The organism is Mesorhizobium sp. B2-4-1, assembly GCF_006442185.1.
In the GTDB taxonomy this organism is placed as follows: Bacteria; Pseudomonadota; Alphaproteobacteria; order Rhizobiales; family Rhizobiaceae; genus Mesorhizobium.
In genome coordinates this window covers 368832-391268 of record NZ_VFVN01000001.1, presented here as the reverse complement: position 1 = coordinate 391268, position 22437 = coordinate 368832, and the positions used below count along the sequence as shown (strand labels likewise).

24 protein-coding genes are annotated in these 22437 nt (G+C 65.6%); 13 read left to right on the top strand and 11 right to left on the bottom strand.

Features of this window, described 5'->3' with window-relative positions:
* Positions 1-14: 14 nt before the first annotated feature.
* Both FJ949_RS01985 and rsmI read right to left on the bottom strand, forming a co-directional pair.
* The gene (locus tag FJ949_RS01985; RefSeq protein WP_181168306.1) at positions 15-392 is read right to left on the bottom strand and encodes a YraN family protein; all 378 of its coding nucleotides are present in this window, start codon (positions 390-392) and stop codon (positions 15-17) included.
* Positions 385-1296 carry a 16S rRNA (cytidine(1402)-2'-O)-methyltransferase gene (rsmI, locus tag FJ949_RS01980; protein WP_181172080.1) on the bottom strand — a complete coding sequence of 304 codons (912 nt, stop codon included), beginning with the start codon at positions 1294-1296 and terminating at the stop codon, positions 385-387. The genes FJ949_RS01985 and rsmI overlap by 8 nt, the downstream gene beginning before the upstream one ends.
* A gap of 199 nt (positions 1297-1495) precedes the next feature.
* Between rsmI and FJ949_RS01975 the strand changes: the two genes are divergently transcribed.
* Positions 1496-1675 (top strand): hypothetical protein, encoded by a 180-nt coding sequence (locus FJ949_RS01975; RefSeq protein ID WP_140491829.1) that lies wholly within the window; start codon positions 1496-1498, stop codon positions 1673-1675.
* Between the two features lie 73 nt (positions 1676-1748).
* On the opposite strand, the gene FJ949_RS01970 is transcribed toward FJ949_RS01975, so the two are convergent.
* The 5 genes from FJ949_RS01970 to rph form a co-directional block, all read right to left on the bottom strand.
* Positions 1749-2183 carry an EamA family transporter gene (locus FJ949_RS01970; RefSeq protein ID WP_140491827.1) on the bottom strand — a complete coding sequence of 145 codons (435 nt, stop codon included), beginning with the start codon at positions 2181-2183 and terminating at the stop codon, positions 1749-1751.
* A 98-nt stretch (positions 2184-2281) separates the two neighbouring features.
* Positions 2282-3460 carry a radical SAM family heme chaperone HemW gene (gene hemW / locus FJ949_RS01965; protein WP_140491825.1) on the bottom strand — a complete coding sequence of 393 codons (1179 nt, stop codon included), beginning with the start codon at positions 3458-3460 and terminating at the stop codon, positions 2282-2284.
* Positions 3457-4119 (bottom strand): RdgB/HAM1 family non-canonical purine NTP pyrophosphatase, encoded by a 663-nt coding sequence (gene rdgB, locus FJ949_RS01960; RefSeq protein ID WP_140491821.1) that lies wholly within the window; start codon positions 4117-4119, stop codon positions 3457-3459. The genes hemW and rdgB overlap by 4 nt, the downstream gene beginning before the upstream one ends.
* Entirely contained in the window at positions 4119-4529 is a 411-nt protein-coding gene (locus FJ949_RS01955; protein WP_140491818.1) for a VOC family protein, read from the bottom strand. The genes rdgB and FJ949_RS01955 overlap by 1 nt, the downstream gene beginning before the upstream one ends.
* A 183-nt stretch (positions 4530-4712) precedes the next feature.
* On the bottom strand, positions 4713-5429 hold the full coding sequence (rph, locus tag FJ949_RS01945) for a ribonuclease PH (RefSeq protein WP_140491814.1): 717 nt from the start codon (positions 5427-5429) through the stop codon (positions 4713-4715).
* Positions 5430-5660: 231 nt separating this feature from the next.
* Here rph and hrcA point away from each other — a divergent pair, with 231 nt between their 5' ends.
* The 6 genes from hrcA to FJ949_RS01915 all read left to right on the top strand — a co-directional run bounded on the left by hrcA (position 5661) and on the right by FJ949_RS01915 (position 11251).
* Positions 5661-6773: a heat-inducible transcriptional repressor HrcA gene (gene hrcA, locus FJ949_RS01940; RefSeq protein ID WP_140491812.1), complete on the top strand. Its 1113-nt coding sequence runs from the start codon at positions 5661-5663 to the stop codon at positions 6771-6773.
* A gap of 37 nt (positions 6774-6810) precedes the next feature.
* A complete protein-coding gene (locus FJ949_RS01935; RefSeq protein WP_140491810.1) occupies positions 6811-7011 on the top strand; it encodes a hypothetical protein in 201 nt (66 codons plus the stop codon).
* Positions 7012-7135: 124 nt separating this feature from the next.
* Positions 7136-8506, top strand: a complete 1371-nt coding sequence (locus tag FJ949_RS01930) for a sorbosone dehydrogenase family protein (RefSeq protein ID WP_140491808.1) — start codon at positions 7136-7138, stop codon at positions 8504-8506.
* Between the two features lie 128 nt (positions 8507-8634).
* Positions 8635-9252 (top strand): LysE family translocator, encoded by a 618-nt coding sequence (locus FJ949_RS01925; protein WP_140491806.1) that lies wholly within the window; start codon positions 8635-8637, stop codon positions 9250-9252.
* Between the two features lie 191 nt (positions 9253-9443).
* The gene (cysK, locus tag FJ949_RS01920) at positions 9444-10424 is read left to right on the top strand and encodes a cysteine synthase A (protein WP_140491804.1); all 981 of its coding nucleotides are present in this window, start codon (positions 9444-9446) and stop codon (positions 10422-10424) included.
* 200 nt (positions 10425-10624) lie between these two features.
* Positions 10625-11251: a glutathione S-transferase family protein gene (locus tag FJ949_RS01915; RefSeq protein WP_140491802.1), complete on the top strand. Its 627-nt coding sequence runs from the start codon at positions 10625-10627 to the stop codon at positions 11249-11251.
* Between the two features lie 34 nt (positions 11252-11285).
* Here FJ949_RS01915 and FJ949_RS01910 read toward each other — a convergent pair whose 3' ends face one another.
* Together FJ949_RS01910 and FJ949_RS01905 are read right to left on the bottom strand one after the other, a co-directional pair.
* On the bottom strand, positions 11286-12530 hold the full coding sequence (locus tag FJ949_RS01910) for an RNA polymerase sigma factor (protein ID WP_140491800.1): 1245 nt from the start codon (positions 12528-12530) through the stop codon (positions 11286-11288).
* 7 nt (positions 12531-12537) lie between these two features.
* Positions 12538-12906 (bottom strand): YciI family protein, encoded by a 369-nt coding sequence (locus tag FJ949_RS01905; protein ID WP_140491798.1) that lies wholly within the window; start codon positions 12904-12906, stop codon positions 12538-12540.
* A 261-nt stretch (positions 12907-13167) separates the two neighbouring features.
* On the opposite strand from FJ949_RS01905, the gene FJ949_RS01900 reads away from it, so the two are divergent.
* Genes FJ949_RS01900 through FJ949_RS01890 form a run of 3 tightly spaced genes read left to right on the top strand, consistent with a single transcriptional unit; the run spans position 13168 to position 16686 of the window.
* Positions 13168-14127 (top strand): TAXI family TRAP transporter solute-binding subunit, encoded by a 960-nt coding sequence (locus tag FJ949_RS01900; RefSeq protein WP_140491796.1) that lies wholly within the window; start codon positions 13168-13170, stop codon positions 14125-14127.
* 58 nt (positions 14128-14185) lie between these two features.
* Positions 14186-16306 (top strand): TRAP transporter permease, encoded by a 2121-nt coding sequence (locus tag FJ949_RS01895; RefSeq protein ID WP_140491794.1) that lies wholly within the window; start codon positions 14186-14188, stop codon positions 16304-16306.
* Positions 16303-16686 (top strand): DUF1850 domain-containing protein, encoded by a 384-nt coding sequence (locus tag FJ949_RS01890; protein ID WP_140491792.1) that lies wholly within the window; start codon positions 16303-16305, stop codon positions 16684-16686. Before FJ949_RS01895 ends, FJ949_RS01890 begins: the two co-directional genes overlap by 4 nt.
* Positions 16687-17014: 328 nt before the next feature.
* Here FJ949_RS01890 and FJ949_RS01885 read toward each other — a convergent pair whose 3' ends face one another.
* Positions 17015-17155 carry a hypothetical protein gene (locus FJ949_RS01885; RefSeq protein ID WP_013892047.1) on the bottom strand — a complete coding sequence of 47 codons (141 nt, stop codon included), beginning with the start codon at positions 17153-17155 and terminating at the stop codon, positions 17015-17017.
* Between the two features lie 399 nt (positions 17156-17554).
* Here FJ949_RS01885 and FJ949_RS01880 point away from each other — a divergent pair, with 399 nt between their 5' ends.
* From FJ949_RS01880 to ligD, 3 genes are all read left to right on the top strand, one after another.
* A complete protein-coding gene (locus tag FJ949_RS01880; protein ID WP_140491790.1) occupies positions 17555-18061 on the top strand; it encodes a ferritin-like domain-containing protein in 507 nt (168 codons plus the stop codon).
* A gap of 111 nt (positions 18062-18172) precedes the next feature.
* On the top strand, positions 18173-19051 hold the full coding sequence (locus tag FJ949_RS01875) for a Ku protein (protein ID WP_140491788.1): 879 nt from the start codon (positions 18173-18175) through the stop codon (positions 19049-19051).
* 12 nt (positions 19052-19063) lie between these two features.
* On the top strand, positions 19064-21577 hold the full coding sequence (ligD, locus tag FJ949_RS01870) for a DNA ligase D (RefSeq protein WP_140491786.1): 2514 nt from the start codon (positions 19064-19066) through the stop codon (positions 21575-21577).
* 78 nt (positions 21578-21655) lie between these two features.
* Here the strand turns inward: ligD and FJ949_RS01865 are convergent, their stop codons facing one another.
* Positions 21656-22330, bottom strand: a complete 675-nt coding sequence (locus FJ949_RS01865) for a winged helix-turn-helix domain-containing protein (protein WP_140491784.1) — start codon at positions 22328-22330, stop codon at positions 21656-21658.
* Between the last annotated feature and the right edge of the window lie 107 nt (positions 22331-22437).

The window sequence follows — 22437 nt, the reverse complement described above, 5'->3', positions numbered from 1 at the left end:
GAGCGACGCAGCCCTCAATTGCGCCCGTAAAACGCGTTCGGGACATGCACCGGCCAGCGCCATGGCAGCACGGCGATCATGTCGAACCGCATCGACAGCCTGCCGTAATCCGGCTGGCGCGACAGCCAGATGTCGGCGGCGCCTTCGATGCGGCGCTCCGATTCATGGGCGATCGCCTCCATCGCTTCCATCAGCGTGCGGCGCGCCTTGACCTCGACGAACAGCACCAGGTCGCCGCGCCGCGCGATCAGGTCGATCTCGCCGAAACGGGTGCGATGGCGGCGCGCCAGGATCCGGTAGCCCTTCAGCACCAGCGCCGCCGCTGCCAGCCATTCGCCGCGATGGCCGCGCCGGTAGGCCTTTTGACGGCTGGCGCTCGGGAGCCTAGCCACGGTCCTCTCCAGAGGCATCCCTGAGTTCCAGCAGCCGTCGGTAAAGCGCCTGCTTCTGGCCCCCGGTCATCTTCGCCGCTTCCGCCGCCGCCTTCGAAGCCGGCATTTCGGCGGCGAGCGACAACAGCATCCGGTCGATATCGGCCGGCTCGTCCGCTCTGGCTTCGGCCGGGCCGACGCACACCACGATCTCGCCCTTCGGCGTGTCGGCCGCCGCATAGTGGTCGGCCAGCGCTCGCAGCGTGCCGGTGCGCATCTCCTCGAAGGTCTTGGTCAATTCCCTGCCGATCGCTGCCTTGCGCTCGCCGCCAAGCGCTTCGGCCATCGCGCCGAGAGACTCGGCCAGCCGGCGCGGCGATTCGAAGAAGATCAGCGTCGCCGGCACCGCTTTAAGCGCGTCCAGCCGCGCCAGCCGCTGCCCCGCCTTGACCGGCAGGAAGCCGGAGAACAGGAAGGCATCCGAAGGCAAGCCGGATGCGGTGAGCGCGGCAAGCGGCGCGGACGGACCGGGGATGGGCACGACGCGAATGCCCTGGTCGAGCGCCTCGCCGACCAGCCGGTAGCCGGGATCGGAAACCAGCGGCGTGCCGGCATCCGAGATCAGCGCCACGCTCTGCCCCGACTGGAGCGCCGCTATCAATTTTGGCCCGGCCTTGCCGGCATTGTGCTCGTGATAGGCCGTGGTGCGGCGGCGGATGCCGTAGCGGTCGAGCAGCACGCGCGACACGCGCGTGTCCTCGCAGGCGACCATGTCGGCGGCGGCCAGCGTCTCAAGCGCGCGCAACGTGATGTCGGCGAGATTGCCGATCGGCGTCGCCACGAGATAGAGCGCCGGTTCGAGCGGCCGGGCCGCGATCTCGGTCTGCCCGATCACATAGCTGCGCTTTCCCGTCTCGCCAGTCACCGGTGCCTTCTCCGTCAGCGGCGCGCCCGCGTCCAGATGGAGCCGCGAAGGACGTTCCGAAATTATCCGCCCTGTTTGGCACGGCCCGCGCCGGGTTGCAAAAGCCGCTGTAATGCAAGGCGAGCGCCATTCCTTCGCCACAGTAGGGAACGAAACCGTCTTTCGCAGATTTAGCCCCTGATTCCCCCGGGAGGACAGGATGGACAGACTGACCATACAGGACGCTTTCGAGCCTTACTATGCAGGCCGCAAGCGCTTTGCCGCGCAAGGAGACGGGAAGCCGCCCGCCACCACGGACGGCAAGCAGGGGCCCGCGCGCCGCCCGCCACCAGAGATCAAGCTACCCGATAACGAACCCGACAGCACGACGGAGCACTGACCGGACGATGCCCAATCGCTTCGATATTTTCATCACCCGTCTCGAAACCAAGAACGCCCGCCACGGCGCAGCACTACCCTCGATAAGCGACCAGCACCGCGCCCGCCGCGATAAGGGCGACGCCAAGCCAGTTCGCACCGGTGAGCCGCTCGCCGAGAAAGACCGCGCCAAACACCGCCACAAGCACGACGCTTAGCTTGTCGATGGGCGCCACCTGCGCCGCATTGCCGATTTTCAGCGCGCGGAAATAGCAGAGCCACGAGGCTCCGGTCGCCAGTCCCGACAGGCTAAGGAAAAGCCAGGTCTTCCCGGAGATCGAGGCCCACGATTGGAATTGGCCGCTGGCGGCGAGGATCGCCGCAAGCACGACCAGGATGATGGCTGTCCGGATGAGGGTGGCGAAATCGGAATTGATGGTCTCGATGCCGACCTTGGCGAAGATCGCCGTCAGCGCCGCGAAAGTCGCCGACAACAGCGCCCAGAATTGCCAGGAGAGCGGCAGGTTCATTCGGATAGCCTCACCGGTCGGGTCTCAACTCAGATACCGCGAAACAGCCGCCTCCAGAAGCGTAATCTTGGCTTCGAGATTGGGAGCAGCATCCCAGCCTACCGTGCCAGATCGGCCACCACGGCGTCGAGCACGATCATGCCGGCGGGCGTGGCGCGCAGGCGGGCGTTGCCGATCGGCGCCACCAGCCCTTCGCCTTGCAGCACCGACAGCCGCGCGCTCGACAGGCCGCGCCCGGAAAACGCTTCGTAACGCGACAGGTCGATGCCTTCCGCCAGCCTCAGTCCCATCAGCAGGAACTCGTCAGCCTCTTCGGAGCGCGTCAGGGTCTCGCCGCCGGTGACGCCATGGCCCTTGGCCTCGACCAGATTGGCCCAGGTTTCCGGCATCCTCTCCGCGATGGTCACGACGCGGTGGCCGTTCTCGACGAAGCGGCCATGCGCGCCAGGGCCGACGCCGACATATTCGCCATAGCGCCAGTAGGTCAGATTGTGCCGGCTTTCGGCACCCGGCCGGGCGTGGTTTGAGATCTCATATGCCGGCAAACCATGGGCTGATGTCACCTCTTGCGTCAGCGCATAAAGGTCGGCGGCGTGGTCGTTGTCGGGGATGATGAATTTCTTCGCCGCGTGCAGCGCGTGGAACGGCGTGCCTTCCTCGATGGTCAGCTGATAGAGCGACAGATGGTCGGCGGCGTGGCCGATCGCCTGTTCGAGCTCCGATGCCCAGGCCTCCGGCGTCTGGCCTGGCCGTGCGTAGATCAGGTCGAAGGAGAGCCTTGGGAATATCTCCCGCGCGAGCCCGATCGCGTGCAGCGCCTCGTCCACATTGTGCAGCCGGCCAAGGAAGCGCAAATCCTTGTCGTTCAGCGCCTGCACGCCGAGCGAGACCCGGTTGACGCCCGCAGCGCGATAGCCGCGAAAGCGTTCGGCTTCGACCGAGGAGGGATTGGCCTCCAGCGTCACCTCGATGCCGTCGGGCACCGTCCAGTTCTTCGCCACGGCGTCCAGGACCCTGGCCACCGTTTCCGGCTTCATCAACGACGGCGTGCCGCCGCCGAGAAAGATGCTGGTCACCTCGCGTGGGCCGGTGCGCTGGCGCATCGTCGCCAGTTCCGCCTCGAAGGCGGCGGCAAAGCGCTCCTGGTCGACCGGCTGGTGGCGGACATGGCTGTTGAAGTCGCAATAGGGGCATTTGGCCGCGCAGAACGGCCAATGCACATAGACGCCGAAACCGGGGCTGCGGTCGAGCGGCATGGTGGCGCCGGGCCTGATCATGCCGAGCCTAACCGGGCCAGACCCAATCGGGCTTGGGCGAATTTCTGGAAGGCGCGGGCGCGGTGCGACAGCGCCGTAGCCTGGCCGGGTTTCCAGCCGTGTTTTTCCTCGGCACTCATCTCGCCGAAGGTCTTTTCGAAGCCGTCGGGCAGGAACACCGGGTCGTAGCCGAATCCGAGCTCGCCGCGCGGCGGCCAGACCAACGTACCTTCGGCCTCGCCGCGGTAATATTCTGCCTCGCCATCGGGAAAGGCGAGGCAGATGACGGCGACGAAGCGTCCCGTGCGCTGCGCGGGCGTGGCGGCGCCGACTTCCTGCAGCGCCACTTCGGTGCGCTGCATGGCGATGCCGAAATCCCTGCTGCCATCAGGCGTTTCGGCCCAGTTGGCGGTGTAGACGCCGGGCGCGCCGTCGAGCGCGTCAACGCACAGGCCCGAATCGTCCGACAGCGCCGGCAGGCCCGTCGCCTTGGCTGCGGCGAAGGCCTTGATATAGGCGTTCTCCTCGAAGGTTGTGCCGGTCTCCTCGGGTTCGGGCAAGCCATAGTCCTTCGCCGATTTCGCCTCGAATCCGAATGGCGCCATCAGATCGGCGAATTCGCGCAGCTTGCCTTCATTGTGGCTGGCGACGACGATCTTTTTTCCGTCGAGAGAATGCATCAAAGTCCCCAGATTCTCGGCTCGGCGAATTCGATCGAATTGCCGGAGGGATCGCGGATATAAAGCGAGCGGCCGCCTTGCGGCCATTCGAATTCGCTTTCGACAGCGATGTTCTTCGCCTTCAGATGGGATTTCCAGCGGCTGATTTCATCGGCGGTCGCCGCAAAGCAGAGATGGCCTTCGCCCGATGTGCCGTGTGGCGGCACTTTCAGCCTCGCGTCGGGCGCGGGCGGGACCTTGGTCGCCTCCGCGTTGAAGATCAGCAGCACGCCGGCTCCGCAACGGAAGAAGAGATGGCGGCCCTCGACCTTGCCGAGAGGAGTGAGGCCGAGGATGTCGGTGTAGAAGGCTTCGGCAGCGGCGAGGTCGGTGACGTAAAGAGCGGATTCAAGAATGGCAGAGGGGATCACGAGGCACCCCCCTCTGGCCTGCCGGCCATCTCCCCCGCAAGGGGGGAGATTGGCAGCGTGAGCGCCGGCTCATGGTATTCTATTCTGATTATTGGCGAAGCTCTAGACAACAGCCGATCTCCCCCCTTGCGGGGGAGATGCCCGGCAGGGCAGAGGGGGGTGCCCAGGCTCCGCATGAATAAACTACGCCACCGCCATCTGCTGCAAACTCACCAGCCTCTGGATGCCTTTCTTGGCCAGGCCCATCAGCTCGGCGAACTGCCCTTCCGAAAAGGGCTCGCCCTCGGCCGTGCCCTGGATCTCGACGATGCCGCCCTTGCCGGTCATGACGAAATTGGCGTCGGTGCCGGCGGAGGAATCCTCGAGATAGTCGAGGTCGATGACCGGCTGGCCGTCATGGATGCCGCAGGAAATCGCCGCGACATGGTCCTTCAGCACCTTGGCGACGCTCACCATCTGCCGCGCTTCCATCCAGCGCAGGCAATCGTAGAGCGCCACCCAGCCGCCGGTGATGGAGGCGGTGCGGGTGCCGCCATCGGCCTGGATGACGTCGCAGTCGACGGTGATCTGCTGCTCGCCCAGCGCCTGCAGGTCGACCACGGCGCGCAGCGAGCGGCCGATCAGCCGCTGGATCTCCAGCGTGCGCCCGCCCTGCTTGCCGGCGGAGGCCTCGCGGCGCATGCGCTCGCCTGTCGAGCGCGGCAGCATGCCGTATTCGGCCGTCACCCAGCCTTTCCCGGAATTGCGCATCCAGCCCGGCACTTTTTCCTCCAGGCTTGCCGTGCACAAGACATGCGTGTCGCCGAACTTCACCAGGCACGAGCCTTCGGCATGTTTGGAGACGCCGCGCTCGAAGGAGATGGCGCGCATTTCGTCGAACTGGCGTTTGGAGGGGCGCATTCGGCCTGCTTTCTTGTCAGCTTTTTTGAATCTTGGCCGGCTTTTAGACGCATGCGGGGCACGGCGTAAAGGAAAATGGACCGGCGGCCGCAAACGCGGCGACACCGGGGCGATCGCGCAACACGACACCGGGGTGATCGCAAGTGCGACACCGGCTGATCGCGCAACGCGACACCGGGTTGCGCGCAGCGCCGCGAAGTCTATATCCTTGAACCGGAGGTTATGGCCGCAATGACCAAGGCAGTCGATCCCGCTTCGCAGTCGCTCGCTCTTCACGCGCCGGCACTTCAGGCGCCCGCACTTCAGGCGCTCGACATGCGTTCGCGCGACATCTTCCGGCGTATCGTCGATTCCTATCTGAGGGACGGCGAGCCCGTGGGATCGCGCAGCCTGTCGCGCATCCTGCCGTCCTCGCTGTCGCCCGCCACCATCCGCAACGTGATGAGCGATCTCGAACATCTCGGCCTGATCTACGCGCCGCACATCTCGGCCGGTCGCCTGCCGACGCAGGCCGGCCTGCGCTTCTTCGTCGACGCCTTCATGGAATTGGGCGACCTCTCCGACGAGGAGCGGCGCAGCATCGAGGCGCAGGTGCGCGCCTCCGGCTCGGGCGCCACGCTGGAACACATGCTGACCGAGGCCAGCCAGATGCTGTCGGGCATGTCGCGCGGCGCCGGCCTGGTGCTGGCCGCCAAGAACGAGGTGGCGCTCAAGCACATCGAGTTCATCCAGCTCGAGCCCACCAAGGCGCTGACCGTGATGGTGTCGCAGAACGGCGACGTCGAGAACCGGGTCATCGATCTGCCGGCCGGCATCACCGTCTCGCAATTGCACGAGGCCTCGAATTTTCTCAACGCCCATATTCGCGGCCGTACGCTGGCCGAGGCGCGGGCGGAGGTCGAGCGTATCAAGGAAGAGACAAGGGCAGCGCTCGACACGCTGTCGCAGGACCTGGTGGAGAAAGGGCTGGCGGTGTGGGCCGGCGCGGAAAGCGGCCTGCCGGCGCGCCTGATCGTGCGCGGCCGCGCCAATCTGCTCGAAAACGTCACCGCCCAGGCCGACATCGAACTCCTGCGCCACCTGTTCGAGGACATGGAGACGCAGGACGGGCTGATCCAGCTGCTCGACCTCGCCGAGGCGGGACCGGGCGTGCGCATCTTCATCGGCTCGGAAAATAAGCTTTTCTCGCTCTCCGGCTCGTCGCTGGTCGTGGCACCCTACCGCGACAAGGACGCCCGCGTCGTCGGCGCGCTCGGCGTCATCGGCCCGACCCGGCTCAACTATGCCCGCATTGTCCCGATGGTCGACTATACGGCGCAGCTGATATCGCGCATGCTGCGCTGAGAGCTGGGATCGATCCAGACGGCCGAGGAGAGAAAAGATGGCGCTGGAATCGTTCAAGGCCCAGATCAGCCTGCTGCTGGAGGAGATGGTCAACCAGCCTGAGGATGTGCGCGAAGTGCAGGAGCAATTGCGCGAGAAGCTGCGCGAAATCCGCGCCATGGGCATGCCGCTGCCGGCCGATCTCGTCGAACTGGAAAAGAACCTCGACGCCGATCTCGATCTCGACGCGGATAGCTGACCCGAATTCCTTCAACTCCCCGTGTCGTCCGGAACGACTGCCGAGCCCGCCCGTTCCCTTGATGCATGTGACTTCGGTCTTGGGACAACGACATGCATGAAGAAGCGAGAAGCTGGAGACTGGGATGATCCGACTTGCCGGCGCCGTGGTAATCGCTGCTGCCTTGCTCTTCGCCGCGACGGCATTGGCCCAGCAGGAAGAGCCGGTGCTGAAGGGCGCGGCCGCATTCGGTGACTGGCGGGCCGATGCGCCGGGCGTGCGCCGGTTGATCAGCCCGCAAGACCAGCCCAGGCCCTATGTCACCAGATCCGCCTCGAACGGCGCCGGTCCGGTGCAAAGGCCGCAAGGCGCCGAGCCGCGGCTGCCGGCGGGCTTTTCGGCGGAACTGATCGCTTCGGGCATCGACAATCCGCGCGTCGTGCGCGTCGCGCCCAATGGCGACCTGTTCGTCGCCGACAGCGAGGCCAACCAGATCCGCGTCTACCGTCTCGGCGAGGGCAGCGCGAAACCTGTCAGGGACGGCATCTTCGCCCGCAATCTCAACCAGCCCTACGGCATCGCCTTCTACCCGCCAGGGGACAACCCGCAATGGGTCTATGTCGCCAACAGCGACAGCATCGTGCGCTTTCCCTACCGCGATGGCGACCTGGAGGCCTCCGGCGAGCCGGAAACCATCGTCCGCGATATTCCGGCCACTCATCACTGGACCCGCGACATCGCCTTCTCGCCGGACGGCAAGACGCTGTATCTCTCGGTCGGCTCCGGCTCGAACGCCGCCCAGGACATGGCAAGGAAACCGCGGGGCGGGCTCGACGCCTGGGCCAGGTCGAAGCCGCTCGGCGCCACCTGGGGCGCGGAGGAAGGCCGCGCCGACGTCAGGGCTTTCGACCCGGACGGTAGGAATGGGCGCATCGTCGCCACCGGCCTGCGCAACTGTTCGGGCATGGCCATCCAGCCGGCGGCGGGCGCGCTGTGGTGCGTGGTCAACGAGCGCGACGCGCTCGGCGACAACGTGCCGTTCGAATATGCGACCGAAGTGAAGGAAGGCGCCTTCTACGGCTGGCCCTGGTACTATATCGGCGACAATGAGGATCCGCGCCACAAGGGCGCGCGTCCCGACCTTGCCGGCAAGGTCACCGTCCCCGACATTCTGATGCAGGCGCATTCGGCGCCGCTCAACATCGCCTTCTACGACGGCAGGAATGTCCGCGCAGGATCCGGTTTTCCGGCCGAATACAGGGGCGACGCCTTCGTCGCCCTGCACGGTTCGTGGAATCGCGGCAACAGGACTGGCTACAAGGTGGTGCGGCTCAAGTTCAAGGACGGCAAGCCGACCGGCGAATATGAGGATTTCATGACCGGCTTCGTCACCTCCGGCGGCGAGGTCTGGGGCCGGCCGGTCGGCGTGGCGGTGGCGAGCGACGGCGCGCTGATCGTCACCGAGGACGGCAACGGCACCATCTGGCGCGTGACCTACGGCGACGGCCGGTCCTGATCCGCTGGGAGGCCTCGAGCACGGGGCATGCCTGGTGCAACCAAATCCGGCTCCAGGCAATTCCCGCCCGCGAAACTCTGTGCGACAAGGCGCCGTCCCAGCAGTTTCGCGGACGCAAGGCTCAATCCATGACCCTCACCGGCTTCCTCGCCTACAGCGCCGCCCTCGGCTTGGCCGCGGCCATTCCCGGCCCCGGCGTCACCGCGCTTGTGGCGCGCGCGCTCGGCTCCGGCTTCCGCTCGTCGCTGGCCATGTCCTTCGGCCTGATGCTCGGCGACCTTCTTTATCTCACCGCCGTGGTGCTTGGGCTTGCCTTTGTCGCGCAGACCTTCGGCCTGGTGTTCCTCGCCGTCAAATGGGCCGGCGTCGCCTATCTCGCCTTCCTCGGCTGGCGCTTCTGGACCGCCGGCATCACGCCCGAGACGGTCGAGGCCAGGAAAGGCAAGGGCGGGCTGGCGTCGAGCTTCCTCGCCGGCCTGACGGTGACGCTCGGCAATCCGAAGACGATGATCTTCTATCTCGCCATCACGCCGACCATCGTCGACCTCAAGACCATCACGCTGGCCGATTACGGCGTCCTCGCCGCACTCACCGTCCTCGTCCTGTTCGTGGTGCTGGTGCCTTATCTGGCGCTGGCGGCCAAGGCGCGCTGGTTCCTGCGCTCGCCGCGCGCCCTGAAGGCGCTGAACCGCACCGCGGCCGGTTTCATGGTCGGCGCGGCGGCGGCGATCGCCGCCCGCCAATAGGGCCATTTTTGCCAAGGCATTCCGCCGGGCCGGCTTTTGCGGGAACGCTTTTCCGAGGCCGAGGCGTTTTAGACACGGGCCCCACTCGGATATTTTCGGGCGACGGTCTATCTTGCGTCCGTGGAAGGCCTATCTTGGCGGCCATCCGTCTGAGATCAGTTCATCCGCCTGACATTCTGGGAGCCAAACCAATGAACAAGTCCGCCGCCTCCGCTCGTGTTCCCGGCCGTGGCCGCATCTACAATTCCATCACCGATACGATCGGCGACACGCCACTGGTGCGGCTCGACAAATTCGCCAAGGAGAAGGGCATCGTTGCCCATCTCCTTGCCAAGCTCGAATTCTTCAACCCGATCGCCTCGGTCAAGGACCGTATTGGCGTGGCGATGATCGAGGCGCTCGAGGCATCGGGCAAGATCGCTCCCGGCAAGACGACGCTGATCGAGCCGACTTCGGGCAATACCGGCATCGCGCTTGCCTTCGCCGCCGCCGCCAAGGGCTACAAGCTGATCCTCACCATGCCCGAAACCATGTCGGTCGAGCGCCGCAAGATGCTGGCGCTGCTCGGCGCCGAACTGGTGCTGACCGAAGGGCCGAAAGGCATGAAGGGCGCCATCGCCAAGGCCGACGAACTGGCGGCCACCATCCCCAACGCCATCATCCCGCAGCAGTTCGAGAACCCGGCCAATCCCGAGATCCATCGCACGACGACTGCCGAGGAGATCTGGAACGACACCCATGGCGAGGTCGACATCATCGTCTCCGGCATCGGCACCGGCGGCACCATCACCGGCGTCGGCCAGGTGCTGAAGAAGCGCAAGCCTTCGCTGCATGTCGTCGCGGTCGAACCGGAAACCTCGCCGGTGCTGTCGGGCGGCCAGCCCGGTCCGCACAAGATCCAGGGCATCGGCGCCGGCTTCGCGCCAAAAATCCTCGACACCACCATCTATGACGAAATCGTCACGGTCTCGAACGAGGATTCGGTCGCCAATGCCCGCCTCGTCGCCCGGCTGGAAGGCGTGCCGGTCGGCATCTCCTCGGGCGCCGCTTTGCAGGCGGCGATCGTCGTCGGCTCGCGGCCGGAGAACAAGGGCAAGAACCTGGTGGTGATCATCCCGTCCTTCGCCGAACGCTACTTGTCGACCATCCTGTTCGAGGGCTTGGGGGCGTAGGGTCTTCGTTGGGCGAAGCGATACGGCGCGTCGCCTGTCGAGTTCGACACGCTCTCTTCTGCCCTGCCGGGCGCTTAACACAAAAGGCGCTTAGCCTGGCCCGCTGAAAAAACCCGCGGTGGCGGCTGCCACGGGCTTGAGCAGCGCCCTGCTTCCGGTTCATATCGCCCCCGGCCCCCGCAGGGCCGGCGGAGGACCTCATGTACAAGCTCTACACCCGTCCCGGCAGCGGCGGCTTCGTTGTCGAGGCGGCCCTGGCGCTGGCCAAGGCGCCGTTCGAGCAGATCGACGTACCGAAATCCGACCGGCCCGATCCCGCTTTCCTCCACATTAGCCCGCTGAACCAGGTGCCGGTGCTGACCTTGCCGGACGGCCGCTCGCTGACCGAATCGGCGGCCATCTGCATCCTGCTCGCCGAACGCCATCCGCGGGCCGGACTGGCGCCGGCGGCCGATGAACCGGCCCGCGCCGACTTCCTGCGCTGGATGGCGTTCATGTCGTCCGCCCTCTATCCGGCGGTGCTGCGTTTCTACTACGCGCCGCGCTACACGGCCGACGCCGACGGCGCCAAGGCCGTCAAGCAGGCGGCCGTGGCCGAGATGGACCGCGGCTTTGCCGTCATCGACGCCGCCTTGCGCGGCCGCGACTGGCTGGCAGGCGAGGCGATGTCGGTGGCCGATATCTATCTGGCCATGCTGGTGGCCTGGCATCCCGACAGCGGCAAGGCACGCACCGCCTGGCCCGACATCGAACGCCTGTGGGCCAGGCTTCGCGAGCACCCGCTGATGAAGACGCTCAACGCCTCGCACGAAATGTGGCCGGGCTGAACGGGTCGCCGGCAAAGCACCGCCGTCGGGCATTTCAATGCCTGAGCGTCGCGCGTTTTACCTGCAGGAAGCGGCGTACCGCCGGATCGCTTTCGAGGCCGATCGCGCGGTCATAGGCCTCGACCGCCTGCGGCACCTGGCCGAACCTGGCCAGAAGGCCGGCGCGGGCGGCCCAATAGGGCTGGTAATCATTGAGCCGCTTGTCGTCGCCAAGCACGTACAGCGCCGCCAGCCCCGCCACGGCGCCCTCGGCTTCGGCGATCGCCACCGCGCGGTTGATCGCCACCACGGGCGATCGTGCGATCGAAAGCAACGCGTCGTAGAATTCGCGGATCGCCACCCAGTCGGTCTCGCCGCTCAGCCGCCGCGCCGCGTGAACGGACTGCACGGCCGCTTCGAGCTGGTAGCGGCCGATGGCGCCCATGGAGGCGGCGCGGCCGAGCAGGGTTTCCGCCTCGTCGATCAGGGCATGATCCCAAAGCGCATGATCCTGCTCGGCGAGCGGCACATAATCTCCGGACCCATTGCGGCGCGCGGTGCGGCGCGCTTCGGCGAACAGCATCAGCGCAAGCAGGCCCAGCGCCTCCGGTTCGTCCGGCAGCAGCGAGGCCACCAGCCTGCCGAGCCAGATCCCTTCGGTGGCCAGGTTCCGGCGCCGCGTCTCGCTGCCCGCCGGGTCGGACCAGCCCTCGGCGAAGGTCGCGTATATGGCCTCCAGCACGGTATCCAGGCGCTCGCCGAGTTCGGCTCGCTCCGGTACGCGGAACGGAATGCCGGCTTCACGGATGCGGGCCTTGGCCCGCACCAGGCGCTGGCCCATTGTCGCCGGCGGGACCAGGAAGGCGGAGGCGATCGTCGCGGCGTCGAAGCCAAGCACGGCCTGCAGGATCAATGGCGCGCGCACGCCAGGTTCGATCGCCGGATGCGCGCAGGCGAACATCAGCCGCAGCCGCTCGTCGGGCAGGTCCTGGTCGGTCATGCACGCCTCCGCCTCCTCGGCAATCAGCTTGAGATGGTCGCGGCCGGCTTCGCTGGTGAGCCGCCGCCGCACCGCGTCGACACGCCGCCGCCTTGCCACGGCAAGCAGCCAGGCCTCCGGCTTTTCGGGCACGCCGGTTCGTGGCCAGCGTTCGAGCGCCGCGGCAAAGGCGTCGGCCAGCGCGTCCTCGGCGGCGGCCACGTCGCGCGTGGGCGCCGCGAGCCAGGCGACCAGCTTGCCGTAGCTTTGCCGGGCGGCGGCCTCGGCGGCTGCCCGGGCAATCTGCGAGCTGCTGTCCATCACATCGTCATTTCTTGGGCATGTATTCGGCCATTTCCCAAATCGGCCGCAACTCGACCGTGCCTGTGCTGGCCGCCGGGCAGCGCGCCGCCCATTCGATGGCGGTATCGATGTCGGCCGCTTCGATCATGTAGAAGCCGGCAAGCTGCTCCTTGGTGTCTGCATAGGGGCCGTCGATCACGTTGGTCTTGCCGTCGGTGATCCGCACCGAGGTGGTTGCCTGAGTCGGGCGCAGCCTTTCTCCGGCCAGCCACGCGCCGGATTTCTTCAACGCTTCGGTATAGGCGCCATAGGCCGCGCTCATCTGTTGGGCCTTCTCGATCGGCGTGTTCGCCAGTGCGGCTTCGTCGTTGTTGATCAAAAGCATGTATCGCATGGGTCTTCTCCCGTGGTTTCATAGGCCGCGTCCTTGCGAGCCGGACATATGTCGCGCGACAAGGGCCGATTTCGACAGGTGCCGGAAAAAATCTTTCGGCCACGGTCGCGTCCCGCGCAAGCCGGGAGCTGTTTCCGCATCCATTCAACCGTTCGTCTAATGAATGCAATTGCGGGTTGGCATTTGCGGCCCGCCGTCTAAACTCGGCCGGTTCGCATCGAGGAGGTGGTGCGGCAGCCAATATTTCAGGGAGGAAACCGGATGTTCCATTTCAGAACGAAGTTCGTTGCAGCCGGCGCAATGGCGCTATCGCTTGGGCTTGGCATTGCCTCGGCCAGGGCACAGGAATTCATCAACGTGCTGACCGGCGGCACGTCGGGCGTCTACTACCCGCTCGGCGTGGCGCTGTCGGAAATCTACAGCAAGGGCATCGCAGGCGCCCGCACCCAGGTGCAGGCCACCAAGGCTTCGGTCGAGAACCTCAATCTGCTGCAGCAGGGCAAGGGCGAGATCGCCTTCGCGCTCGGCGATTCCGTCAAGATGGCCGCCGAAGGCAATGCCGAGGCCGGCTTCCCCGGCAAGCTCGACAAATTGCGCGGCATCGCCGCCATCTATCCCAACTACATCCAGATCGTCGCCAGCCAGGAATCCGGCATCAAGACGCTGGCCGACCTCAAGGGCAAGAGCCTGTCGGTCGGCGCGCCGGCCTCCGGTACCGAGCTCAATGCGCGTGCCATCTTTGCCGCCGCCGGGCTGAAATACGAGGATCTCGGCCGGGTCGAATACCTGCCCTTCGCCGAATCGGTCGAGCTGATCAAGAACCGCCAGCTCGATGCCACGCTGCAGTCGGCCGGCCTCGGGGTCGCCTCGATCCGCGATCTCGCCACCTCGGTGCCGATCAACGTCGTCGCCGTGCCGGCCGAGGATGTCGCCAAGATCGGCGCCCCCTATCTGTCGGTGGTTATCCCCAAGGGCACCTATGAGGGCCAGGCCGAGGACGTCGCGACCGCGGCCGTCGGCAATTTCCTCATCACCCGCGCCGACGTTTCCGACGAGACGGCCTACCAGATGACCAAGCTGATGTTCGAGCATCTCGACCAGCTAGCCGCCGCCCACGCCGCCGCCAAGTCGATCGATCCTGCCAAGGCGCTCGACGGCATGCCGGTGCCGCTGCATCCGGGCGCTGAGCGGTACTACAAGGAGAAGGGGTTGTTGAAATAGGGCGAGGACTTTCTGAGATGTCTTCGCACTGTCATTCGCTCATTTTGGAGTGCATCGGATGAGCGAAACAACGCATGGAACGACAGCCGACGGCAAATCCTCCACCTTCCATCTCCCCGTCGCCGAAGAGCAGGTCGAAGGCTTGCCGCCGGGCTTTGGCGACGGCATCGCCGGCAAGGCTGCCTTCCTCATCGCCGTCGCCTTTTCCGTGTTCCAGATCTACGTCGCCGCCTATGGCAGCATCCCGAGCCAGGTGGTGCGGGCCATGCATGTCGGTTTCCTGCTGCTGCTCGGCTTTGGCCTGATCGCCAACCTGCGCGCCCGAAGCCTGCCGGCCAAGGCCGTGTTCTGGGCGTTCGGCGTGCTCGGCTTCGGCACCGGTCTCTACAATTGGGTGTTCTACACCGACCTCATCCGCCGCTCCGGTTTCCTCACCACGCCGGATCTTGTCGTCGGCGCGGTGCTGGTGGTGCTGGTCTTCGAGGCGGCCCGGCGGCTGATGGGACTGCCGCTGGCGATCATCGCTTTCATCTTTCTCGCCTATTGTTTCGTCGGCAACCATCTGCCGCCGCCCTTCATCCATCGCGGCTACGATTTCGCCCAGCTCGTCGACACTTTCGCCTATGGCACCGAAGGCATATACGGCACGCCGGTCTATGTCTCGGCCGCCTATATTTTCATCTTCGTGGTCTTCGCCGCCTTCCTCGAACGCGCCGGCATGATCGCGCTGTTCAACGATTTCGCGCTCGGCCTGGTCGGCTCGTGGCGCGGCGGCCCGGCGCAGGTCTGCGTTTTGTCCTCGGCGCTGATGGGCACCATCTCCGGCTCCGGCGTTGCCAATGTCGTGGCCAGCGGCCAGTTCACCATCCCGTTGATGAAGCGCTTCGGCTTCCGCTCGGCTTTCGCCGGTGCCGTCGAGGCGACCTCCTCGATGGGCGGCCAGATCATGCCGCCGGTGATGGGCGCGGTCGCCTTCATCATGGCCGAGACGCTGAACATCCCCTATGCCGAAGTGGTCAAGGCGGCGATCATCCCGGCGCTGCTCTATTTCGGCGCCTGTTTCTGGCAGGTGCATCTGGAAGCCGGCAAGGCCGGCCTGCACGGCATGGCCAAGGCCGAACTGCCCAATCCCTGGGATGCCGTGCGCCAGCACTGGCCGCTGGTGCTGCCGCTGGCGGCCCTCATCTACCTTCTGTTTGCCGGCTACACACCGATCTTCGCCGGCACGATGGGCCTGGCGCTGACCATCGTGCTCATCCTCGGCACGCCGCTGGCGGCCCTGATCGGACCGCTCGCCTTCCGCGTCGTCTTCTGGCTGGCGCTCGGGCTCGCCGCCGCCTCGTTCATGCGCTTCGGCGTCAACATACTCGGCCTCGTCATCGCCGCGCTCGTCGTCGCCTGCTTCGCCTTCAAGGGCGGGCGCGAAACGCTGCGGATCTGCGTGGATTCACTCGCCGAAGGGGCCAAGAACGCGCTGCCGGTCGGCATCGCCTGCGCCATCGTCGGCATCGTCATCGGCACGCTGACGCTCACCGGCATCGCCTCGACCTTCATCGGCTGGATCATCTCCATCGGCCAGGACAATCTGTTCCTGTCCCTGGTGCTGACCATGCTCACCTGCCTGGTGCTTGGCATGGGCATCCCGACCATTCCCAACTACATCATCACCTCCTCGCTGGCCGGCCCGGCGCTGCTGTCGCTCGGCGTGCCGCTGGTGGTCAGCCATATGTTCGTCTTCTACTTCGGCATCATGGCCGATCTTACGCCACCGGTGGCGCTGGCCGCCTTCGCGGCCGCCCCGATGGCCAGGGAAAGCGGCCTCAAGATCGGCATCCAGGCGACCAAGCTTGCCATTGCCGGTTTCGTCGTGCCGTTCATGGCGGTCTACACGCCGGCGCTCATGCTGCAGGATCCAGGCCCGATCGCCGCCCAGTTCGGCTACCCCGTCGAGGTCGCCTACATCGTCGTCAAGGCGTGCATGGGCATCGTGCTGTGGGGTGCCGCCGCCGTCGGCTTCCTTGCCAGGCGCATGGCGTGGTGGGAACGGCTCGTCGCCTTCTGTGCCGGCGTGCTGCTGGTCGCGGCGATCCCGCTCACCGACGAGACGGGCTGGGCACTGTCTTTCGCCTGGATCGGCTGGCATTTCTGGCGCGCGCGGCGGGCGACGGCCAAAGCATGAGCCTGTGTATCCTTGCCGCCGGCAAGACGGTGACGCTCGCGGCCGCCGCCTTCACCCTGTCCTGGACGCACTCGGTGGAGCGCACGCGCTGGGAGGAACACTGGAAGGTGATGCCTTCCGGCCTGCAAGTCACCGAGGCGCGCATAAAGGGCTCGGGCGCCGGCATGGAACCACCCGAGGGCGCGGTGCTGCGAGACGGCTGGTGGGCCTATGCGCCGAAGGCCGGGCCGCAGCGAAGCCTTATGCTCGCCGCCTCCGGCGCGACCGGTGATGGTTGGACACTGTGCACAGATCAGGGTTGCCGAGAACTCGGCAAGGTGGCCGGCGGCACGATTGTGCTGGAGCCGTGTGCTCCGGACGGCACGAGCCGGCCCCGGTAGCGCACGATCATCCCGGCTGGAGCCGACGCCGTCGAAGACGGTCAGCGGCTGGGTTGCATCGAAGGGTATTCAGAAGGACGGCTTGGACTGGACCCGACTGGACTGGGGCCGACTGGACTGGGGCCGACTGGACTGGAGAAGGTCGCTTACGCGGGCCTCGGCGGCTCGTGTCCTGAGACATTAAGCCGGCGAAGGCGGTCTCAAAGCCGCGGCGATGTCGCACGCCGCCGATCGGCGAAAGCCGGGCGCTCGGCGCGATAGGTGGTGGCGCGCGACTCGGCGTCAGGCCTGCAGATGCGGCTGTTGTGTCGGCTCTCGAAAGTCATGGTCAGTGCGCGCCCAGCGAGGTGCCGCGACGAGCGCAGGCCGGGCCTGGTCCGCGCATGTAATAGCGCTCGGGCCGATAGGTCGGCGCGACGAATTCGCGGATGGCTGCGGCATAGCCGATGAGGTGCGTAAGGAAGTTCATTTTACCTGTCCCTGTCCCGACTTTCGGGTGTCCCTTCCGAATTGCGGAAATCATAGCGTCGAGGCGTGAATAGTCGGTGAACGCGATGTTAATTTCTGGTCGAAAACCCGTCGCTTCATGGCCGGAATGCGGCTGATTCGGGGTCTTTCCACGCCTTTTGTCGCCATTTCGGCGTGTGTGACTTTTGCATCACATATGTTTCGTTTGAATGTCGCCTGGGTGCGGTTGCGTTTCAGCTTTCGCCCTGGCGGGAGAATTTCCTTGCTCGCCGCCGCAAGTCCGGAACCCGGCCCGGGACGAGACGTTGATTCCTAGAGCCGGCATGGCCGGCCCATGGGGCCGCCGACCTGCGGCCCCACGCTAACCCGCAACCGCAAGAGCAAAGGAAGGGCCGCAATCATGGGCTTCTTTTCGAAGGACATCAAAACCCTGGACGACCTCTTCGTGCACACGCTGCGCGACATCTATTATGCCGAAAAGCAGATCGAGAAGGCATTGCCGAAGATGATCGACAAGGCGACGGATCCTCAGCTGAAGGCCGGCTTCGAGAAACATCTCGAGCAGACCAGGGGCCATGTCGAGCGCGTCGAGCAGGTGTTCGAACTGCACGGCGTCAAGGCCAAGGAGGTCAACTGCCCGGCCATAGACGGCATCCTCGAGGAAGCCGACGACGTCAGCGGCGACGTCGACGACAAGGAGGTGCTGGACGCGGCGCTGATCGCCTCGGCGCAAGCGGTCGAGCACTATGAGATGACCCGCTATGGCACCTTGATCGCCTGGGCCAAGCAGCTTGGCCGCAGCGACTGCGCCAACGTTCTGGCCAAGAACCTCAAGGAAGAGCAGGCGACGGATCGCAAGCTGACCGAAATAGCGGAAAGCAAGATCAACCTGCAGGCCGCCGAATAGGGGCTGAAAGAGCCGGGGCCGGTGGCAATCGCGCCGGCCTTGGCTCGACCGGATTGGAACCGTTGGGGTCGTCGTCCGTTCCAGCCAGGTCTTTCTCTACAGGAAATCATCATGGCGCCGCGTCCCGCCTGGAGAGGCTATCTGAAGCTTTCGCTGGTCACCTGCGCCATCGAACTGACCAATGTCGTCACTCATGCCGAGAAGGTCTCTTTTCGCATCCTCAACCGCGAGACCGGCAACACGGTGAAGCGGGTCTATGTCGACGCCGAAACCGGCAAGCCGCTTGAGGATGGCGACGAGATAAAGGGCTACGAGGACGACGATGGCAAGTTCATCCACATCGAAGAGGACGAGATCGAGGCCATCCAGATCGAGTCCTCGCACACGATGAGCCTCGACGGCTTCGTCGACAAATCCTCCATCGAGCAGATCTATCTCGATACGCCCTATTACGTCGCGCCGGCCGACAAGGTCTCGCAGGACGCTTTCGCCGTCATCCGCGACGCGATGGCCGGCAAGAAGATGGCGGGCCTGGCGCGCATCGTGCTCTATCGGCGCGAACGTCCCGTGGTCATCGAACCGCTCGGCAAGGGCATGGTGCTGACGACGTTGCGCTACGACAACACGGTGCGCCAGCCGGACACCGTCTTCGGCGACATCGAATCGGTGAAGACGGATCAGGAGATGACCGATCTGGCCGAGCTCATCATCGACAAGAAGAAGGCGAAGTTCGATCCCTCGAAATTCGAGGACAAGTACGAGGATGCGCTGCTCGAACTGATCCGCGCCAAGAAGGCGGGCCGCAAGGCGCCGAAGGCCAAAGCGGCGCCCAAGCCGTCCAACGTCGTCAATCTTTTCGACGCTCTGAAGAAGAGCCTTTCGTCGGACGGCGGATCGGGCGAACGCCGCGGCAAGGCCTCCGCGAAAGCCAAACCGGCGGTCAAACGCGGCAAGCCGAAAGAAGCCGCGCCCAAGCGCAAATCGGCGTGAGGACATCAAGGGATGGCTAGCCTCGAACAATATCACGCCAAGCGCGATTTCAGGAAAACCGCCGAACCCCCCGGCAAGGTCGCCCGCGGCAAGAAGAGCGAGGCAGGCGGCATCTTCGTCATCCACAAGCACGCCGCGACCAGGCTGCATTACGACCTGCGCCTCGAACATGCCGGTGTGCTGTGGAGCTGGGCGGTGACGCGCGGGCCCAGCCTCGATCCGCACGAGAAACGGCTCGCCGTGCATGTCGAGGACCATCCGATCGACTATGCGCCGTTCGAGGGCACCATTCCCAAGGGCGAATATGGCGCCGGCTCGGTCATCGTCTGGGACGAGGGCACATGGGTGCCCGAGGGCGATCCGGCCAAGGCGATGAAGAAGGGCCATATCAACTTCGAGCTCAACGGCCACAAGCTGCACGGCCGCTGGCACCTGGTGCGGCTGAGACCGCGCCCCGGCGACAAGCGCGACAACTGGCTGCTGATCAAGTCGGACGATGGCGCGGCGCGCCCGGGCGAGGATATTCTGGAGGAAGCGCCGAAATCGGTGAAGTCGGACCTGACGATCGAGGAGGTCGGGGCGGGCAAGGCCGCGAAAGGGGAGAAGGCGAAGGTCTGGCACTCCAACAAACCGGCCGCCGCCCAAGCCAAGGCCGGACACGCAAAGCGCCTCGACTTCATCGAGCCGCAACTGGCCACGCTCGAGCGGGAAGCGCCGCCGGGCGAGGACTGGCTGCATGAGGTGAAGTTCGACGGCTATCGCATGCAGACGCAGATCGCCGGCACGGACGTGCGGCTGCTCACCCGCACCGGCCTCGACTGGACGAAGAAATTCGGCGACGCGATCGTCGCCGAGCTCGCCGGATTGAAATGCAGCGACGCCATCATCGACGGCGAGATCGTCGTGCTGGCCGACAGCGGCGTCTCTTCCTTCGCGCTTTTGCAGGCCGACCTGTCGGCGAAGCGCACGGATCGCTTCATCTACTACGTCTTCGACCTGATGCGGCTGAATGGGCGGGACCTGCGCCGCGAGCCGCTGGTCGAGCGCAAGCAGGCCTTGCAGGAATTGCTGGCCAGCCAGCCGGAGGATTCGACGGTCCGCTTCAGCGACCATTTCGCCGAGCCCGGCAAGGTGATGCTTGAGCATGCCTGCCGCATGGGACTGGAAGGCGTCGTCTCCAAGCGCGCCGACGCGGTCTACCGCAGCGGGCGCGGGCCGTCCTGGGTGAAGTCGAAATGCACGCTGCGACAGGAGTTCGTCATCGCCGGCTACCTACCGTCCGACAAGACCGGGCGCGGGCTGCGTTCGCTGCTGCTTGGCTATTTCGAGGCCGGCAAGCTGCACTATGCCGGCCGCGTCGGCACCGGCTTCTCGACCGGCGGCGCCAATGCCCTGAAGAAGAAGCTCGATGCGCTGCAAACGAAGTCGTCGCCCTTCGACAAGGCCGTGCCGAGAGGCAAGGGCCTGGTCTGGGTTAAGCCCGAGCTTGTCGGCGAAGTGGAGTTCCGCAGTTGGACCTCCGACCGTATAGTACGCCACGCCTCGTTCCAGGGGCTGCGCGAAGACAAGCCGGCGGAGGAAGTCGTGCAGGAAAAGCCGAAGGCACCGACAGGCAAGAGCACGGCCCGGGCCAAGCCGGCGTCAAGCGGCGCAACGCCGGCAAGGGCGGCAACCACCGCGGTGAAGCTGTCCCACCCGGAAAAGCTGCTGTGGCCCGACGAAAAAATATCCAAGCAGGGGCTGCTCGATCATTACGCGCTGGTGTGGCCGCGCATGAAACAATTCGTGGTCAACCGCCCGCTCAGCCTGGTCAGGGCCCCCGACGGTGTCGGCAGCCAGCGCTTCTTCCAGAAGCATGCCTCGCCAGGCATGCATGACAAGATCGAGAAAACGAGGGATCCCACGGATGGCGAGGAAATCCTGTTTATCCGTGACTTCGATGGCGTCGCGGCACTTGTCCAGCTCGGCGTGGTCGAGATCCACATCTGGGGTTGCACCATCGACGAGCTCGAACGTCCCGACCAGATCGTCTTCGATCTCGACCCCGATGAAGGCGTCGACGTGAAGGCGGTGCGGGCGGCGGCACTCGACATAAGAGGCAAGCTTGACGAGCTGTCGCTGCCCAATTTCGTCAAGACGTCGGGTGGCAAGGGCTTTCATGTCGTCGTGCCGCTGAAGCCGTCGGCCAACTGGGAGGAGGTGAAAGGCTTCGCCCATGATTTCGCGCGCGCGCTGGAACAGGGCGCGCCCGACCGCTACACCGCGACGCTGTCCAAGAAGGCGCGCACCGGCAAGATATTCGTCGACTATCTGCGCAATGGCAGCGGCGCGACCACGGTGGCGCCCTACTCGTCGCGGGCCAAGAAGGGTGCCACGGTGTCGATGCCGGTGACCTGGGCCGAGATCGAAGCCGGCCTGCCGCCGAACGCATTCCCCATCGGCGACAAGACGACGCTGAAGCAACTCGCGGAAGCCGATCCGTGGAAGGATTTCTTCAAGAAGGGGAAGGTGTTGAAGCGGGGGTAATCCTGCCCGCATTTGCAGCGCGGCGATCCTTCGCGCCTGTCCCGCCGGCGAATCGATGCTGGCAACAGCGCCGATAGCTCAAGCCAAAAACACCTTCTCGAACGCCTGTTTGCCGGGCGGCGAAAAAATCACGGCGCGGCTGTCCTTCTCCCGGCGCGCCCATTTCTCGGTGAGGATCTTGTCGAGGATGGCGGCGCCCAGCGTGCCGGCGAGATGCGAGCGCCGTACGCTCCAGTCGAGGCAGGCGCGGCACACCGGCCGCCGGGCCTTCGCCTCCACATCGATCCCTAGCGCCGCGAAATGCGAGGCGGCCGAAGGCGCCAACCGGATTTCGCCGCGGTCTCGCAGCAGCAGCCTCCGGTCGATGAGACGGTCGAGCATCGCCACCGCCTGTTCGCCGGCGAGATGATCGTAGCAGACGCGCGCCACGCGCATCGCTCCGTCGCGCGGGCCCGGCCGCACGCGCTTGGGGCCGATGGTTTCGGCGACGCCGGCGATGGCTTCGATCATTTCAGCCACCTGCGGCCCGGCGAGCCCGTAATAGCGATGCCGGCCCTGGCTTGCCACGGTCAGCAGCCCGCCTTCCATCAGTTTCGACAGATGCGAGGAGGCGGTCGGCATCGATACGCCGGCCTCGAGCGCCAGTTCGCTTGCCGTCAGCGCCGTGCCGCCCATCAATGCGTTGAGCATGTTGGCGCGGGCCGGGTCGCCGATCAGGCTGGCGATGCGGGCAATGTCGGGTCCTTCACGCATAGTTTCATCCCTATCGAAGCATTCTCGCCAGGTAATCACTATCCTTCGTTCAGCTCAAGGAGCGCTGACGATGCTCCTGACAGGAAACTGCTTAGCACACCGGCGTG